The 17436-nt window shown below is 61.0% G+C and carries 15 protein-coding genes and 1 other RNA gene; 10 read left to right on the forward strand and 6 right to left on the reverse strand.

Translation table 11 applies throughout. The annotated features are described in order from the left end of the window. Positions 1-145 precede the first annotated feature (145 nt). Together dnaK and grpE are read right to left on the reverse strand one after the other, a co-directional pair. Positions 146-2074, reverse strand: a complete 1929-nt coding sequence (gene dnaK, locus ACQZ2L_RS13390) for a molecular chaperone DnaK (protein ID WP_430326543.1) — start codon at positions 2072-2074, stop codon at positions 146-148. Positions 2075-2174: 100 nt separating this feature from the next. Next, complete coding sequence (gene grpE, locus ACQZ2L_RS13395; protein WP_430326545.1) at positions 2175-2729, reverse strand: nucleotide exchange factor GrpE; 555 nt, start codon at positions 2727-2729, stop codon at positions 2175-2177. Positions 2730-2922: 193 nt separating this feature from the next. Between grpE and recN the strand changes: the two genes are divergently transcribed. Continuing rightward, positions 2923-4593 carry a DNA repair protein RecN gene (recN, locus tag ACQZ2L_RS13400; RefSeq protein ID WP_181108665.1) on the forward strand — a complete coding sequence of 557 codons (1671 nt, stop codon included), beginning with the start codon at positions 2923-2925 and terminating at the stop codon, positions 4591-4593. 191 nt (positions 4594-4784) lie between these two features. On the opposite strand, the gene fur is transcribed toward recN, so the two are convergent. Then, a complete protein-coding gene (gene fur, locus ACQZ2L_RS13405; RefSeq protein ID WP_103438612.1) occupies positions 4785-5189 on the reverse strand; it encodes a ferric iron uptake transcriptional regulator in 405 nt (134 codons plus the stop codon). A gap of 97 nt (positions 5190-5286) precedes the next feature. Here fur and ACQZ2L_RS13410 point away from each other — a divergent pair, with 97 nt between their 5' ends. Further along, positions 5287-5817, forward strand: a complete 531-nt coding sequence (locus ACQZ2L_RS13410; RefSeq protein WP_101322173.1) for an outer membrane protein assembly factor BamE — start codon at positions 5287-5289, stop codon at positions 5815-5817. A 69-nt stretch (positions 5818-5886) separates the two neighbouring features. On the opposite strand, the gene ACQZ2L_RS13415 is transcribed toward ACQZ2L_RS13410, so the two are convergent. Next, positions 5887-6321 (reverse strand): type II toxin-antitoxin system RatA family toxin, encoded by a 435-nt coding sequence (locus tag ACQZ2L_RS13415; protein WP_430326698.1) that lies wholly within the window; start codon positions 6319-6321, stop codon positions 5887-5889. 163 nt (positions 6322-6484) lie between these two features. Here ACQZ2L_RS13415 and smpB point away from each other — a divergent pair, with 163 nt between their 5' ends. Beyond that, the gene (smpB, locus tag ACQZ2L_RS13420) at positions 6485-6967 is read left to right on the forward strand and encodes an SsrA-binding protein SmpB (RefSeq protein WP_314877900.1); all 483 of its coding nucleotides are present in this window, start codon (positions 6485-6487) and stop codon (positions 6965-6967) included. 153 nt (positions 6968-7120) lie between these two features. Here smpB and ACQZ2L_RS13425 read toward each other — a convergent pair whose 3' ends face one another. Further along, the gene (locus ACQZ2L_RS13425) at positions 7121-7888 is read right to left on the reverse strand and encodes an FCD domain-containing protein (protein WP_101322175.1); all 768 of its coding nucleotides are present in this window, start codon (positions 7886-7888) and stop codon (positions 7121-7123) included. Between the two features lie 504 nt (positions 7889-8392). Between ACQZ2L_RS13425 and ACQZ2L_RS13430 the strand changes: the two genes are divergently transcribed. From ACQZ2L_RS13430 to ssrA, 7 genes are all read left to right on the forward strand, one after another. Continuing rightward, complete coding sequence (locus ACQZ2L_RS13430; RefSeq protein ID WP_150571223.1) at positions 8393-10063, forward strand: lactate permease LctP family transporter; 1671 nt, start codon at positions 8393-8395, stop codon at positions 10061-10063. A gap of 69 nt (positions 10064-10132) precedes the next feature. Beyond that, positions 10133-11278 (forward strand): FMN-dependent L-lactate dehydrogenase LldD, encoded by a 1146-nt coding sequence (gene lldD, locus ACQZ2L_RS13435; protein WP_101322177.1) that lies wholly within the window; start codon positions 10133-10135, stop codon positions 11276-11278. A 75-nt stretch (positions 11279-11353) separates the two neighbouring features. Further along, positions 11354-14164 (forward strand): FAD-binding and (Fe-S)-binding domain-containing protein, encoded by a 2811-nt coding sequence (locus ACQZ2L_RS13440; RefSeq protein WP_430326550.1) that lies wholly within the window; start codon positions 11354-11356, stop codon positions 14162-14164. A 355-nt stretch (positions 14165-14519) separates the two neighbouring features. Beyond that, the gene (locus ACQZ2L_RS13445; protein WP_430326552.1) at positions 14520-14792 is read left to right on the forward strand and encodes a hypothetical protein; all 273 of its coding nucleotides are present in this window, start codon (positions 14520-14522) and stop codon (positions 14790-14792) included. Continuing rightward, positions 14789-15049, forward strand: coding sequence for a DUF3077 domain-containing protein (locus ACQZ2L_RS13450; RefSeq protein ID WP_430326554.1), 261 nt, complete (start codon positions 14789-14791; stop codon positions 15047-15049). Before ACQZ2L_RS13445 ends, ACQZ2L_RS13450 begins: the two co-directional genes overlap by 4 nt. Before the next feature lie 104 nt (positions 15050-15153). Further along, the gene (locus ACQZ2L_RS13455; RefSeq protein WP_430326556.1) at positions 15154-15447 is read left to right on the forward strand and encodes a hypothetical protein; all 294 of its coding nucleotides are present in this window, start codon (positions 15154-15156) and stop codon (positions 15445-15447) included. A gap of 106 nt (positions 15448-15553) precedes the next feature. Continuing rightward, positions 15554-15945, forward strand: a transfer-messenger RNA (tmRNA) gene (gene ssrA / locus ACQZ2L_RS13460). A 241-nt stretch (positions 15946-16186) separates the two neighbouring features. On the opposite strand, the gene ACQZ2L_RS13465 is transcribed toward ssrA, so the two are convergent. Beyond that, positions 16187-17260, reverse strand: a complete 1074-nt coding sequence (locus ACQZ2L_RS13465) for an IS630 family transposase (RefSeq protein WP_430326558.1) — start codon at positions 17258-17260, stop codon at positions 16187-16189. Positions 17261-17436 lie beyond the last annotated feature (176 nt).

Genomic DNA, 17436 nt, shown 5'->3' on the forward strand with positions numbered 1-17436 from the left:
CCGCTACACATGACTCATGCGCCCTGACAGATGCTGTAAAAATTCTCGTATTCCAGACACACCAACGCGGGAGCAAGCCCCCGCGCGGCGACATCCTACCAGCTCAACACCAAGCGGCGCTGAGCTGGCCGACAACTAGCAGGGATTACTGCTTGTTGTTGTCTTTCACTTCTTCGAACTCGGCGTCAACCACGTCATCGTGCTTGGCTTCCGGCTCGGCTTGCTGCTGCGCGCCGCCCTGAGGCTGTTCAGCCGACTGCTCGGCGTACATCTTCTGGGCAACTGGAGCAGAGACCTTGGACAGCTCTTCGACCTTGGCGTCGATGGCAGCTTTGTCGTCGCCTTTGACAGCGGCTTCCAGAGCAACCACAGCAGCTTCGATCGCGGTTTTTTCTTCCGCGGTCACTTTGTCACCGGCATCGGCGACCATTTTGCGCGTCGAGTGGACCAGCGCGTCACCCTGGTTACGGGCAGCGGCCAGCTCTTCGAACTTGCGGTCTTCCTCGGCGTTGGCCTCGGCGTCACGCACCATGCGCTCGATCTCTTCGTCGGACAGACCGGAGTTGGCCTTGATCACGATCGACTGAGTCTTGCCGGTAGCCTTGTCTTTCGCGCCGACGTGCAGGATGCCGTTGGCGTCGATGTCGAAGGTTACTTCGATCTGCGGCACGCCACGTGGTGCTGGTGGAATGTCGGCCAGGTCGAATTTGCCCAGCGACTTGTTCTGACCAGCCTGCTTACGCTCACCTTGCAGCACGTGAATGGTCACGGCGTTCTGGTTGTCGTCGGCAGTCGAGAACACCTGCGACTTTTTGGTCGGGATGGTGGTGTTCTTCTCGATCAGCGCAGTCATCACGCCGCCCATGGTTTCGATACCCAGGGTCAGCGGGCTGACGTCCAGCAGCAGTACGTCTTTAACGTCGCCGGCCAGTACCGCACCCTGGATAGCAGCGCCCATGGCAACGGCTTCGTCCGGGTTGACGTCTTTACGTGCTTCTTTACCGAAGAAATCGGTAACCAGCTTCTGTACCAGCGGCATACGGGTCTGGCCGCCGACCAGGATCACGTCGTTGATCGCGCCAACGTCCAGGCCTGCGTCTTTCATGGCGATGCGGCAAGGCTCGATGGTGCGCTGCACCAAGTCTTCAACCAGCGCTTCGAGCTTGGCACGCGAGATCTTCACGTTCAGGTGCTTAGGACCGGTCGCATCTGCAGTGATGTACGGCAGGTTGACGTCGGTCGACTGCGCCGAAGACAGCTCGATCTTGGCTTTTTCAGCGGCTTCTTTCAGGCGCTGCATCGCCAGCGGGTCACCTTTGAGGTTCATGCCGCTTTCTTTCTTGAACTCGTCGACGAGGTAGTCGATCAAGCGAATGTCGAAGTCTTCACCACCGAGGAAGGTATCACCGTTGGTGGCCAGTACTTCGAACTGGTGCTCGCCGTCGACTTCGGCAATTTCGATAACCGAAACGTCGAAGGTACCGCCGCCCAGGTCATAAACGATCACGGTGTGATCGCCCTTGGCCTTGTCCATACCGTAAGCCAGCGCAGCTGCGGTTGGTTCGTTGATGATACGTTTTACGTCCAGACCGGCGATGCGGCCGGCGTCTTTGGTGGCCTGACGCTGGCTGTCGTTGAAGTAGGCCGGCACGGTGATGACCGCTTCGGTCACTGGCTCGCCCAGGTAGTCTTCGGCGGTTTTCTTCATCTTTTTCAAGATTTCAGCCGAGATTTGTGGCGGTGCCATTTTCTGGCCGTTTACTTCAACCCAGGCGTCGTTGTTGTCAGCCTTGACGATCTTGTACGGGACCATCTGAATGTCTTTCTGCACGACTTCTTCGTCGAAGCGGCGACCGATCAGACGCTTTACCGCGTACAGGGTGTTGTGCGGGTTGGTGACTGCCTGGCGCTTGGCCGACTGACCGACGAGGATTTCGCCGTCGTTGGCGTAAGCGATGATCGAAGGGGTAGTACGCGCGCCTTCGGCGTTTTCGATAACCTTGACGTTACCGTTTTCCAGGATGGAGACGCACGAGTTGGTGGTCCCCAGGTCGATACCGATGATTTTGCCCATGTTAACTCTCCCGAAACTGAATTAGCTGGCAGCGGCTACATTGGCCAACTGCGGTAATACTTGAATGCTTGACACTAAGATGGGGTCACCCAAACAGATTTCAAGCCTGTTCGTTGATCGAAGGTTGCGCTGCCGCAGGCGCCTTGCTGACCACCACCATGGCGGGGCGCAGCAGACGGCCGTTGAGCATGTAGCCCTTCTGGAACACCTTGAGCACGCTGTTCGGCTCGACATCGGCGCTCTCTTGCATGGCCATCGCCTGGTGATGTTCGGCGTTGAACGGTTCACCGTGCGGGTCAATGGCTTCGAGGTTGTAGCGCTTGAGGGTGTCGCTGAACATCTTCAGGGTCAGCTCGATACCATCGCGCATTGGCTTGATGGTTTCGTCGTCGGCGCTGGACAGCTCCAGGCCGCGCTCGAGGCTGTCGATCACCGGCAGCAGATCGCTGGCAAACTTCTCCAGAGCGAACTTGTGCGCTTTCTCGACATCCTGTTCGGCACGACGACGCACGTTCTGCAGGTCGGCAACGGCGCGCAGGGATTGGTCCTTGGCTGCGGCCAGCTGCTCCTCGAGCACCTGAACACGGGTACCGAGATCCTCAGAACCTGTTTCTTCGGTGTTTGGGGTGTTTTCGTCCAGCTGTTCGTCAGCCATTGGGTATCTCCTCCGCAATTTCTGTTGTGCGAGCCTTGCTCGCTCCGTTGACGGCTATATGGGGTCGGAAAAATCAGCTTCAAGGGCTGAGGTGGTTTTCCATCGGCGCGAAAGCAATCTACCAACGGATATTGTCAGGCAGGCAAAAAGCACTGTATAAATATCCAGACCTGACCTTTCGGGAGCCGCCCTCATGCTGGTGCACCTGTCTATCCACAACTACGCCATCGTCGAACACCTGGACCTCGAGCTGTCTCGCGGCATGAGTGTGATTACCGGTGAAACCGGCGCGGGCAAATCGATCATGCTCGACGCCCTCGGCCTGGCCCTTGGCGATCGCGCCGACAGCGGCGTGGTCCGCCCCGGCGCCGACAAGGCCGACATCCTCGCCACCTTCGACCTGGTCGATATTCCCGAGGCCAGCGTCTGGCTGAAAGAACGCGACCTCGATGGCGAAGGCCTGTGCATCCTGCGCCGGGTGATCACCGCCGAAGGCCGCAGCCGTGGCTATATAAATGGTACGCCCTGCCCGCTCGGCGACCTCAAGGCCCTCGGCGAGCTGTTGATCGACATCCACAGCCAGCATGAGCACCAGTCGCTGCTGAAAACCGACACCCACCGCCGCCTGGTCGACGAATACGCCGGTGCCAGCGACCTCTCGCGCCAGGTGCAGCTGGCGGCGCAGCGCTGGCGGCAGACCCGCCAGGAGCTGGAGCGGCTGTCCAACTCCGGGGATGAACAACGCGCCCGGCAACAGCTGCTGAGCTATCAGCTGGAAGAGCTGGACAACCTCGCCCTCGGCGAAAACGAGCTGGAGCAGCTGGAGCAGGAACATAAAAGCCTGACCAACGCCGAAGCCCTGTTCGGCATCTGCCGCCAGGTCATCGATCAATGCAGCGAGAGCGACTCGGGCAATGTGCTCAATGCCCTGACCGTCAGCCTCAACCGCCTCAGCGCAGTGACCGGCGGGCCGAAGGCGCTGGATGAAGCGGCGACCATGATTGCCAGCGCGCAGATCCAGGTAGAAGAAGCGGTTGGCGAGCTCAATCGCTTCCTCGACAACTTCGACGCCGACCCGATGCGCCTGCAAGCGCTGGAAGAGCGCCTCGACACTATTTATACCTTGGCGCGCAAACACCGCGTGCACCCGACCGAACTGCCGCACCTGCAACAGCGCTTGATGGAAGAGCTCGAAGGCCTCAACGCCAGTGACGAGTCACTTGAGCGCCTGGGTGAAGAGCTGGCCGCGTATGCCCAGCACTATCAAACCAAGGCTCAGGAACTCAGCGCCCTGCGCAAACAGGCAGCTGCGCAACTGGCCACGGCGGTCGAGCAGGAAGTGCAGCGCCTAGGTATGCCGGGTGGGCGCTTCTGTATCGAGCTGAACCCGTTTGAAAGTGCCGAGCCTTCACCGCATGGCCTGGAGCAGATCGAACTGCTGGTCAGTGCCAACCCTGGGCAGCCGCTTAAAGGTTTGGCCAAGGTGGCCTCGGGTGGTGAGCTGTCGCGGATCAGCCTGGCGATTCAGGTGATCACTGCGCAGACCTCGCGGATTCCGACCTTGGTGTTCGACGAAGTGGACGTTGGTATCGGCGGGCCTACCGCTGAGATTGTCGGCCAGCTGCTGCGCCGGCTTGGCGAACGCGGCCAGGTGCTGACCGTGACCCACCTGCCGCAGGTGGCGGCGCAAGGGCATCATCATCTGTTTGTGCACAAGGTGCGCGACAGCGAGACCACGCACACGGCGGTGGCCAGTCTCGGCAAGCGTGAGCGGGTTGAGGAAGTGGCGCGGATGTTGGGCGGGATTGACCTGACCAAAGAATCGCTGGCGCATGCGCGCAAGATGGTCGTCACTAGCAAGTAAAGTGAATGGGGCCGCTTTGCGGCCCTATCGCGACACAAGGCCGCTCCTACAGAGATCGCGCTCCTCTCGGTTAACGCGATCCCCTGTAGGAGCGGCCTTGTGTCGCGAAAGGGCTGCGCAGCAGCCCCAAAATACAACTGGCGGGCACGACCTAAAAAGATCGCCCCGCCAGCCGTCAACAAGCTAAATCGTTACCGCTTTTTCCGCACATACAGAACCAGATTATGGTCCACGAGCTCATAGCCATGCTCGGCCACGATCTCTTTCTGGCGCTTTTCGATTTCCGAATCGAAGAACTCGATGACTTCACTGGTCTCCACGTTGACCATATGGTCGTGGTGACCGCCATCCGCCAGCTCAAACACCGCGTGGCCGCCGTCGAAGTTATGACGAACCACCAGGCCCGCTGCTTCGAACTGGGTCAAAACCCGGTAAACAGTGGCCAGACCGACGTCCTCGCCAGCCTCCATCAGCGCCTTGTAGACATCCTCGGCACTCATGTGTCGCTGCTCGGTAGAATCGAGCATCTGAAGGATCTTAACTCGAGGCAGTGTCACCTTGAGACCAGCTTTGCGTAGTTCGCTATTTTCAACCATGGTCAGCTTTCTCGCCGATGCTGCTTCGCAGCTTCTCTTAATACGGGTATGATCGGGGTTTACGTTGTCCAGCCAAGATAGTGGAAGTCGCCCACCGATGCAAAAGTCCAAGCTCTTGCTAACCAGCCTCACCCTAGTGGGACTGCTCGCACTCGCCGGTTGCTCGTTTCCCGGGGTTTACAAAATCGACATCCAGCAGGGCAATGTCGTCACGCAGGACATGATAGACCAATTACGCCCGGGAATGACCCGCCGGCAAGTAAGGTTTATCATGGGCAACCCGCTGATCCAGGATACTTTCAACACCAACCGTTGGGATTATCTCTACAGCTTGCAGCCTGGTGGCGGTAAACGTCAGCAAGAGCGCATGAGCATCTTCTTCAATGAAGGTGATCAGCTGGTCAGTCTGTCCGGTGACTTCATGCCTGGCGTCAGCCGAGATCAAGAGATCCTCGGTGGCAGCGGTGATACTACCGTCAGCCCGGACGCTCAGCCTGGCCAACCCACCCAGCCAGAAGAAAAGCCAGCTCGTCGCGGCTCGACCGAAGAGTCGATCCAACGCGAAATCGACACCATCGAAGCTACACCGGTGCCGACTCCAGCTCCGCTGGATACCAATCCGCAGTAAGCGGATTGGCTCCAAGAAAAAGCCCGAACCTAGGTTCGGGCTTTTTTGTGTCTGCGCTTTGCCAAATCTTCAGCCGTTGAGCTGCTTGGCCCGCTGGCAGAAGGCATCGACCAGGGTATTCGCGGCCTGGTTGAACAGCGGACCCAGGGTGGCGCGCACGATCGGCCCGGCATAATCAAACGACAGGTCGAGGCTGATCTTGCAGGCCTTCTCACCCAGCGGCTTGAACACCCACACGCCGTGCAACTGGCTGAACGGGCCTTCTTCAAGGTTCATCTCGATCGACTGCCCCGGCACCAGCACATTGCGCGTAACAAAGTGCTGGCTAAGCCCGCCTTTGGCCACTTCCAGCTTGGCGCGCATGCTCGTCTCGCTGCTCTCGAGCACCGTCGAGGCCGAGCACCACGGCAGAAATTCTGGGTAGCTGGCGACGTCGTTGACCAGGTCATACAGCGCCTGGGCAGGGTACGGCAGCAGGGCAGAGCGTTGAATATGGGTAGTCATCCAGGCATCGATTCCAAGGCTGGGCGGCAGCACTTCGCAGCTCACCGAAAACAGGTTCTGTGGGTTACACAGTGTGTCCATTGTCCGGGATTCACCCGGCAGGCTCAAGCGCACCGAAAACCCCGTAGCCGACAACGCCATGACTGCCTATAATGCGGCCCCTATGGCTAAGCAAAAGAAACATCCGACCGGGACCATCGCGCAGAACAAGAAAGCGCGTCACGATTACTTCATCGAACACAAGTTCGAGGCCGGGCTGGTCCTGTCCGGCTGGGAAGTAAAAAGCCTGCGGGCCGGTAAGGCACACCTGACTGACAGCTACGTGCTGCTCAAGGACGGTGAAGCCTGGCTGTTCGGTTGCCACATTGCGCCGCTGACTGCCGCCAGCACCCACGTCATCGCTGACCCGATCCGCACCCGTAAACTGCTGCTGAACAAGCGCGAGCTTGAGCGCATACACGCTGCCGTGGCGCAGAAGGGCTACACCTGTGTGGCCTTGTCGGTGTACTGGAGCAAGCACCTGATCAAGTGCGAAATCGCCTTGGGCAAGGGCAAGAAGGAATTCGACAAGCGCGACACCGAGCGCGAACGCGATTCCAACCGCGAGATGCAGCGGGCTGTGCGCAACAAAGGCAAGGAAGACTGATTCCTCGCTGATTTGTGGTGCCTGCTTTGGGGCTGCTGCGCAGCCCTTTCGCGACACAAGGCCGCTCCTACAGGGGTACGCGGTCGGCGTAGGAGCGGCCTTGTGTCGCGAAAGGGCCGCAAAGCGGCCCCAGCAATCCCAAGCCAACCCCCATCACCGCCCACTCCGCCGCTCCGCCCGCGCCACCCGATGCGCCTCCTCCTGCGCCTCCTCAAGCACCTCCTGCACATACAGAATATGCCGGCTAGAAACCTCCCTGGCCTCCTCCGCCCTACCCTCAACAATCGCCTGATACAGCTCACGATGCTGCCCAATCAACATATCCCGTGTCTCGCTACGCTGCTGATACATCCCACCAATATTGGTCACCACGTTACGCTTGAGCAAATCAAACAACCCACGAATGGTATGCAGCAGCACCGCGTTATGGCTCGCCTCGGCAATCGCCAGATGGAACCGCGCATCCGCCGCGCCCTCCTCCGCCCGGCTCACCTCGGCCTTGCGTGAATAACAATCCTGCAGCTCATCAAACGCCGCCTTGAGCCGCTCACGGTCAGGCTCGGTCGCCCGCTGCGCCGCGTAGAACGCACACGACGCCTCCAGCGTATGGCGAAACTCGAGCAAGTCCCGCTGCGCCTCCGGGCTGTGTTCAAGCAGCTGCAGCAGTGGGTCACTGAAGGTTGCCCCCAGCGACGCCGCCACATAATTGCCGCCACCCTGGCGACTCACCAGCAACCCCTTGGCCACCAGCTTCTGGATCGCCTCGCGCAGCGATGGCCGCGACACGCCGAACTGCTCGGCCAGGGCGCGCTCGGCCGGCAGGCGCTCACCCGAGGTCAAGGTGCCTTCAAGGATCATCCCTTCCAGGCGCTCGACAATGTCGTCGGACAGGCGCCGTTGGCGAACCTGATCAAAAACCATCACTTACTCTCCACAAACCCCCGCACACACAGCGAGGCCGCCTATTTTGGCTTATTCAGCCTGCGCTCACACGTATCAGTTGTGCAATAAAAGTCGAGGGTATCAATGCATGCATACGCCTCCTGAGCTTTGGCGTTAGCCAGCAATGCTGGGGGGCGCTGCGCACCCCTTTCGCGACACAAGGCCGCTCCTACAGGGACCGTGCCATGTCAGCCTCGCCGCGTCGCCCGGGCATTGCACGGTCTGCGTAGGAGCGGCCTTGTGTCGCGAAAGGGCTGCAAAGCAGCCCCGGCACTCTCAAGCCCCACACAATTTCAGCAACCCCTAAACCCAAAAAAACACCCCCAACGCCAAGCCATTCATCGCCACCCCACCAAAGTACAACCCGAGACAAATTGACACAGCCCCAGCTGCGCTTTTACCCTAGCATCCTGACATTGTAAATTGGTCTTACCAATTACCCAGTGCCAGCGCAGACCAACAACAATTAGGGGCCAACCCATCATGCAAACCTGGCAACAAATCTATAGCCCATTGGGCAGTCTTGGCCTGTCCGCGCTGGCGGCAGTGATCCCGATCGTATTCTTCTTCCTCGCCCTGGCCGTATTCCGCCTCAAGGGCCACGTGGCCGGCAGCATCACCCTCGGCCTGTCGATCCTGGTCGCCATCTTTGCCTTCAACATGCCGGTCGACATGGCCCTGGCAGCTGCCGGTTATGGCTTCCTCTACGGCCTGTGGCCAATCGCCTGGATCATCGTTGCCGCGGTGTTCCTGTACAAACTCACGGTCAAGAGCGGCCAATTCGAAGTCATCCGCAGCTCGGTACTGTCGATCACCGACGACCAACGCCTGCAAGTGCTGCTGATCGGCTTCTGCTTCGGCGCCTTCCTTGAAGGTGCCGCCGGCTTCGGTGCCCCCGTGGCAATCACCGCTGCACTGCTGGTCGGCCTGGGCTTCAACCCCCTCTACGCCGCCGGCCTGTGCCTGATCGCCAACACCGCGCCAGTCGCCTTCGGCGCGCTCGGCATCCCGATCATCGTCGCCGGCCAGGTGACCGGTATCGACGCCTTCCACATCGGCGCCATGACCGGCCGCCAGCTGCCGCTGCTGTCGCTGTTCGTGCCGTTCTGGCTGGTGTTCATGATGGACGGCCTGCGCGGCGTCAAAGAAACTTGGCCCGCCGCGCTGGTCGCCGGCCTGAGCTTCGCCGTGACCCAGTACTTCACCTCCAACTACATTGGCCCAGAACTGCCCGACATCACCTCGGCGCTGGCCAGCCTGATCTCGCTGACCCTGTTCCTCAAAGTCTGGCAGCCAAAACGCTCGATGGCCGTAGCCCAAGGCAGCGTCGGCGCCGCCGTGGTGCAGTCCAGCGGCAGCCAGCCAACCCCGTACAGCTTCGGTGAAATCTTCAAGGCCTGGTCGCCGTTCCTGATCCTCACCGTGCTGGTAACGATCTGGACCCTCAAGCCATTCAAGGCCGCGTTCGCCCCCGGCGGCGCGATGTACAACTTCGTCTTCAACTTCGCCATCCCGCACCTCGACCAGTTGGTGATCAAGACCGCGCCGATCGTCGCAGCTCCAACCGCCATGCCAGCGGTGTTCAAGCTCGACCCGATCTCCGCCACCGGCACCGCGATCTTCCTCTCGGCGCTGATCTCGATGTGGGTCCTGAAGATCAACTTCAAAACTGGTATTACCACTTTCAAAGAAGTGCTGTGGGAGCTGCGCTGGCCAATCCTGTCGATCGGCATGGTGCTGGCGTTCGCCTTCGTCACCAACTACTCGGGCATGTCTTCGACCATGGCCTTGGTCCTGGCCGGCACTGGCGCGGCGTTCCCGTTCTTCTCGCCGTTCCTCGGTTGGCTGGGCGTGTTCCTGACCGGCTCGGACACCTCGTCCAACGCCCTGTTCAGCTCACTGCAAGCCACCACCGCGCACCAGATCGGCGTCAGCGACACCCTGCTGGTAGCCGCCAACACCAGCGGCGGCGTGACCGGCAAGATGATCTCGCCCCAATCGATCGCCGTGGCCTGCGCCGCGACCGGCCTGGTTGGCAAGGAATCGGACCTGTTCCGCTTCACTGTCAAACACAGCCTGTTCTTCGCCACCATCGTCGGCGTGATCACTCTGGTGCAAGCCTACTGGCTCACCGGCATGCTGGTTCACCACTAAAGTGACAGGGGCCGGGCGCACTCGACTGCGCCCGGCAGCCACCCCTCACCACCTTTGCAGCGAGCATCCATGATCATTTCTGCCTCCACCGATTACCGCGTCGCGGCCCAGCGCAAGCTGCCGCCGTTCCTGTTCCACTACGCCGACGGTGGCGCCTACGCCGAATACACCCTGCGCCGCAACGTCGACGACCTGGCCAGCATCGCCCTGCGCCAACGCGTGCTCAACAACATGTCCGAACTCAACCTGCAGACGCAGCTGTTCGGCGAAACCCTGAGCATGCCGGTCGCCCTCGCCCCGGTCGGCCTGACCGGCATGTACGCCCGCCGCGGCGAAGTGCAGGCCGCCCGCGCCGCCGCCGCGCACGGCATCCCCTTCACCATGTCGACCGTCTCGGTGTGCCCGATCGAAGAAGTCGCCCCGGCGATCGACCGGCCGATGTGGTTCCAGCTGTATGTATTGAAAGACCGCGGCTTCATGCGCAACGCCCTCGAGCGCGCCAAGGCCGCCGGGGTCAAAACCCTGATCTTCACCGTCGACATGCCCGTCCCCGGCGCACGCTACCGCGATGCCCACTCCGGCATGAGCGGCGCCAACGGCCCGATGCGCCGCGTGCTGCAAGCCATGACCCACCCACAATGGGCCTGGGACGTCGGCGTGATGGGCCGCCCGCACGACCTGGGCAACATCTCCACCTACCGCGGCAACCCCACCGGCCTTGCCGACTATATAGGCTGGCTGGGCAACAACTTCGACCCGTCGATCTCGTGGAAGGACCTTGAGTGGATCCGCGAATTCTGGGACGGCCCGATGATCATCAAAGGCATCCTCGACCCGGATGATGCCCGCGATGCGGTCAAGTTCGGCGCCGACGGCATCGTCGTCTCCAACCACGGCGGCCGCCAGCTCGACGGCGTGCTCTCCAGCGCGCGCGCCCTGCCGGCGATTGCCGATGCGGTCAAAGGCGACATCAAGATCCTCGCCGACTCCGGCATCCGCAGCGGCCTCGACGTGGTGCGCATGATTGCGCTGGGCGCCGACAGCGTGCTGATCGGCCGCGCCTTCCTCTGGGCGCTGGCCACCCACGGCGAAGCCGGGGTGAAAAACCTGCTGGCCCTGTTCGAAAAAGAAATGCGCGTAGCCATGGTGCTGACCGGCGCCAAGTCGATCAGCGAAATCAGCCGCGACTCGCTGGTCCGCGAACTGGGCGCCTGACGCGCCCTACCCCACACCGCCTGATTGCCCGGGGCAAGTTGCGCCACAGATGCGACGGCCCCGCGAGGAGATTGCATGAGCCTGCCTGCCGCGTTCCTCAGAGATGCCGAGCGCCTGATCCCCGCCAACCGCCGCTTCAGCGACCCGACCTCGACCCTGGCCTTTGGCACCGACGCCAGCTTTTACCGGCTGATCCCACAACTGGTAGTGCGCGTCGAATCGGAAGACGAAGTGGTCAGCCTGCTGCAACTGGCCCAGCGCGAACGCGTGCCGGTAACTTTCCGCGCCGCCGGCACCAGCCTGTCTGGCCAGGCCCTCAGCGACTCGGTGCTGATCGTGCTCGGCGACAGCTGGAACGGCAAGGAAATCCGCCGCCAGGGCGAGCAGATCCGCCTGCAACCCGGCGTCATCGGCGCCCAGGCCAACGCCTGGCTCGCCCCATTCGGGCGCAAGATCGGCCCCGACCCGGCCTCGATCAACGCCTGCAAGATCGGCGGCATCGTCGCCAACAACGCCAGCGGCATGTGCTGCGGCACCGCGCAAAACACCTACCACACCCTCGCCGGCCTGCGCCTGGTGCTGGCCGACGGCACCCGCCTCGACAGTGAAGACCCCGCCAGCGTCGCCGCCTTCGAGCACAGCCACGGCGCGCTACTCGGCGAGCTGGCCCGGCTCGGCCAGGAGACCCGCGCCAATACTGAACTGGCTGCGCGAATCCGCCACAAGTACCGCCTGAAAAACACCACCGGCCTGTCGCTCAATGCCCTGATCGACTACGACCAGCCGCTCGACATTCTCCAGCACCTGCTGGTCGGCTCCGAAGGCACCCTCGGCTTCATCAGCGCCGTGACCTACGACACCGTGCTCGACCACCCGCACAAAGCCTCGGCGCTGATCGTCTTCCCCACGGTGGAAAGCTGCTGCAAGGCCGTCACCGTGCTCAAGAGCCAGCCTGTATCCGCCGTCGAACTGCTCGACCGCCGCAGCCTGCGCTCCGTGCAGGACAAACCCGGCATGCCGGTGTGGGTCCGCGCCCTGTCGGACAACGCCTGCGCCCTCCTGATCGAGTCCCGCGCCGCCAGCCAGACGCTGCTGCACGAGCAACTCGGGCTGATCATGGCGTCGATTGCCGAGTTCCCGCTGGAGCAGAAGGTCGACTTCAGCGAAGACCCGACCGTCTACAACCTGCTGTGGAAAATCCGCAAAGACACCTTCCCCGCCGTCGGCGCCGTGCGTCAGACCGGGACTACAGTCATCATCGAAGACGTCACCTTCCCCGTCGAAGTCCTCGCCGAAGGCGTCAACCGACTGATCCAGCTGTTCGACAAACACGGCTACGCCGAGGCGATCATTTTCGGCCACGCCCTGGAAGGCAACCTGCACTTCGTCTTCACCCAAGGCTTCAACAACGCCGCCGAAGTCGCCCGCTACCAAGCCTTTATGGACGAAGTCGCGCAACTGGTCGCCGTCGAATTCGGCGGCTCGCTCAAGGCCGAACACGGCACCGGCCGCAACATGGCGCCCTTCGTCGAGCTGGAATGGGGCAAAGACGCCTACCAACTGATGTGGCAGCTCAAGCGCCTGCTCGACCCCAACGGCATCCTCAACCCCGACGTGGTGCTTAGCGAAGACCCGGATATCCACCTGAAAAACCTCAAACCGCTGCCCGCCGCCGATGAAATCGTCGACAAGTGCATCGAGTGCGGTTTCTGCGAACCGGTGTGCCCGTCCAAAGGCCTGACTCTCAGCCCCCGCCAGCGCATCGTCATGTGGCGCGACATCCAGGCGAAAAAGCGCGCCGGCGAAGAAGTGCGCCAACTGCTGCGCGACTTCCAGTACCAGGGCATCGACACCTGCGCCGCCACCGGCCTGTGCGCCCAGCGTTGCCCGGTCGGCATCAACACCGGCGAGCTGGTGAAAAAGCTGCGCGGCCAAGCCGCCGACCACGGCAAAACCGCCGACTGGCTGGCCGAGCACTTCCAGGCCACCCTGCGCGGCGCCCGCTTCACCCTCGCCGCCGCCAACGGCGCCCGCAAACTGCTCGGCGCGCCGCGCCTCGCACGCCTCAGCGCAACATTGAGCAAAGCCAGCAACGGCCGCCTGCCGCAGTGGACCAGCGCCATGCCGCAACCGCTGCGCGCCATCGACTTCGGCCCGACCAGCAACGACGCCCGCCCCCGCGTGGTGTACCTCGCCGCCTGCGTGTCGCGGGTGATGGGCCCGGCCTACGCCGACCGCGAACAAAGCTCGCTGCTGGACAAAACCCAACGCCTGCTGGAAAAAGCCGGTTACCAAGTGGTGTTCCCGGAAAACGCCGACAGCCTCTGCTGCGGCCAGCCATTTGCGTCAAAAGGTTACGCCGAGCAGGCCGAACACAAGCGCCAGGAGCTGATCAACGCCCTGCTGCTGGCCACCCGCGGAGGCCTCGACCCGGTGTACTGCGACACCAGCCCGTGCACCTTGCGCCTGGTGCAGGACCTGGGCGAAACCCGCCTCGACCTGTACGACCCGGTGCGCTTCATTCGTACCTTCCTGGTCGACCGGCTGGAGTTCACCCCGCAGGAGGAGCCGGTGGCGGTACACGTTACCTGCAGCACCCAGCACCTCGGTGAAAGCCAGGCGCTGATTGACCTGGCGCGGCGTTGCAGCAAGCAGGTGGTGATCCCTGAGGGGATTCATTGCTGTGGTTTTGCTGGCGACAAGGGCTTTACCACGCCGGAGCTGAACAGCCATGCGCTGCGCAGTTTGAAGGATGCGGTGCAGTACTGCAGCGAAGGGATTTCGACCAGCCGCACGTGTGAAATCGGGCTGTCGAGCAACAGCGGAATCGACTATCACGGGTTGGTTTATCTGGTGGATCGGGTGACTCGGGCGCGGGTGATCTGAATTTGGGTTGGGCGGCGTCCCGTTGCGGGTTTTCCGTAGGACATTTCCGAACCTGAAACCAAATGCTTCTGGAATGGGGTCCTTGGGAATTATCCTACGGGCGCTGACGCCGTTTCGCTGTTGTTGATCCTGGCCATCAGGGCTAATTTCCTCGGGTCGTCTTTGTAAGGCGATTTGGGTGTGAGAGCCCTGTGTCCGGAACCCCCGCAGCGCTGTTATGGCAGCTGTGCGTGGGCAGGCTTCTGCCTGGCCGGCGTGTTCCTGGGCCCGGTCTCTCACCCCGCGCACGGCTGCCACCCTTATCCTGTGAGAGGGATGCTGGAGGTAGCTCCTGTAAATATCCAGGAGTTACATCATGAAGAAGATAGTGCCCGATCCACCCCGCTTCAAAATGCTCAACAATCCCTTCTTTTCGCTTCATAACGACCTGCCTACTCCGGACGCCCTCGCCCATTCCAGCGAACTGTTGCGCGGTGTAATCGAAACCATCGACGAACACTGTCGCCACCGCGCCGGCGAGCCCGGCCTGAACATGCTCAGCAACGCCGCCCACGCCGCCGAAACCGCCCGCGCCCTGGTCGAACACGTCATGCGCCGCGCCACCGTTGAAGAAGGAGCGCCGCAATGACCCACGACCTCGACCGCTGGACAACCGTCGGCACCGAAACCTGCCACGACCTCTACCGCATCAAGCCCGGCGTGCACGTCGAGCGCGCCTTCCAGGAACTGTCCGCGCTACTGAGCATGGTCCGCCACCTCACCCAGCAAGCTGACAAAAACGACGACCCAGTCGCTCTCGAAGCGGCTCGTTATCTGAGCGCTCTAGCCCGCGCTTTAGGCACCGATATCGAAAGTGGCAAAGCCCTGCGCGACGCGATCCAATAACGACAACCATGTCAGCAGGCCAGCATTTGCATTGAACCCTCGCGGAAACCGCGCAGTCCATCTTTCAGGCCCGCCTTCCAGAGGCCTTCCAGAAGGAGACACCCATGAAAGGTACTGCGCTTTCCGCTCTCTTCGCGGCTGCCACACTGCTGGCCTCGCCAGTGTTTGCTGCCGACGACCTCTGCGCCATCAACCTGCAGAAGATCAACGACAGCATGGCCACGTCCACCACCACGTCCGAATCCCTCGACGACTCCATTACCAAGCACGTCGATGACGCCAAGGCCGCCCAGGCCAAAGGCGACACCAAAGAGTGCATCGCGATCAGTAGCAAAGTCCTACTGCGCCTCGAGAAAACCGACAAAGGCAGCGGCTCCGCTGGCGGCAGCGGCTCGTAAGCACGGGCAGTAAACGGACGACGGCACCCGCAGTCGACGTCGTCCGCATAAAGGCGTATACTCCGCCTTGCGTGCTGAAAAGCACGCTCAGCTCTAGAGCTGAGTTGGGGCCGATTAGGATTCGACGCCGGTCGCGAAACTCTAGGTGCATGCCGAGTTGGTAACAGAACTCGTAAATCCACTGTTGCAACTTTCTATAGTTGCCAATGACGAAAACTACGAGGGTTACGCTCTCGCTGCGTAAGCAGCTGAGCCCGCTCTCCTGGTAGCTTCGGCTCCAGCAATCACTAGGGGATGCCTGTAAACCCGAAGTGATTGTCATACAGAACAGGATCGTCGTGTAGCACGTTGGGGGCAAAGCGACTAAAACTTACCCAACTCGTCCAAAGCACCCTGCCACTCGGGCGGCTGCGGATTAACTTAATTGAGATGGCTACGCATGTAGTACCGACAGCGGAGTACTGGCGGACGGGGGTTCAAATCCCCCCGGCTCCACCAAAATTCCAACGAAGAAGACGCCTTAGGGCGTCTTTTTTGTGGGTGGGGTTTGGGAATAACGCAGGGGATAAGAGCTGATGGGCCAGGTATGAGACCTGACCATCGACGCCCTAATGAAGACAAACCCAAGCTGATCTTGTCAGGTCATTATCTCAGGGCTTAACCAGGATTATGCTGCATGGCGCCGAACTACCATGATGCGCTGGAGCCTAGTGTGGTGTTTCAGAAATACCGCTGAAAATCATTTGCCCAACGCTCGCGCCGCGCGAGCGACTGAGGCAAGGATGTCCTCGGCCTTTTTGTGCCACCGAAATGGCTTCGGGTTCTGGTTGTAGGTTTCGAGGTAGTACTCGATCGACGCCTCCAGATCCTTAACGCTGACATGTGCCTGGCGCTTGATCCACTTCTCGCTCAGCGTTGAGAAAAACCGCTCAACCAGATTCAGCCAGGATGCAGAAGTGGGCGTGAAGTGGATGTTGTAGCGCGGTCGCGCCGCAAGCCACGCCCTGACCTTGTCAGTCTTGTGAGTTGCATAGTTGTCCATGATCAGATGAATCGGCATATCGGCAGGAACTGACGCATCGATCTCTCTCAGAAAAGCGAGGAACTCAGTACTGCGATGTTGGCGTTTGAGTCGGCCAATTACTTCACCGGTGGCCACATCTAGGGCAGCAAACAGCGAGGTGGTTCCGTGCCGTTTGTAGTCATGAGTGCGGGTTGCAGGGTTACCTGGGGAAAGCGGTAAGCCCGGCTGTGTGCGGTTCAACGCTTGGATCTGGCTCTTCTCATCAACACAAAGAACCAGGGCTCGTTCAGGTGGGTTCAAGTAGAGTCCAACGATGTCGTGCACCTTGTCGACAAACAATGGATCAGTAGAAAGTTTGAAGGTCTTTTCCAGGTGCGGCTTGATCCCGAACGCGTGCCAAATACGCATCACGCTTGCAGGAGATAGGCCCGTCTCACGACTCATCCGTCGCGTGCTCCAGTGGCTGGAATCGTCGGGCTTACCTTGCAGCACTTGGTTTACCACTTGCTGAACTTGCTCATCGGAAATGGTGCGTGGCCGGCCAGAGCGCGGTTCATCGTTCAACCCCAACAGCCCCAACTTAGAGAAACGCTGCCGCCACCGTGACACCACATCCTTACTGGTACCCAGGCGCTGCGCGATGTCATTGCCTGACTCGCCGGAGGCACAGGCGAGGATTATCTCCGCGCGCAGTCGAGCGTCCTGAGCGCCTTTACGGAGCTTGATGCGGCGTAGCAGCTCTGACTTTTCGGTTTCGGAAAGGGTAATAACGGTTGCTGGTCGACCCATGTCGATGCCCTTGAGAGTTGGCTTCTACAGAGCCTAGCTCAGATTTTCAGCGGTATTTCTGAAACACCACACTAGCGACCTAGCCTAGTTCATACTCAGCCTCGGCACATGAACAATGGTCTTATGACGCCATACACAGCCCAGTAGATGCACATGCCGAAGCCCTCAAAGCTCCG

The organism is Pseudomonas shirazensis (assembly GCF_050496565.1).
Lineage (GTDB): Bacteria > Pseudomonadota > Gammaproteobacteria > Pseudomonadales > Pseudomonadaceae > Aquipseudomonas > Aquipseudomonas shirazensis_A.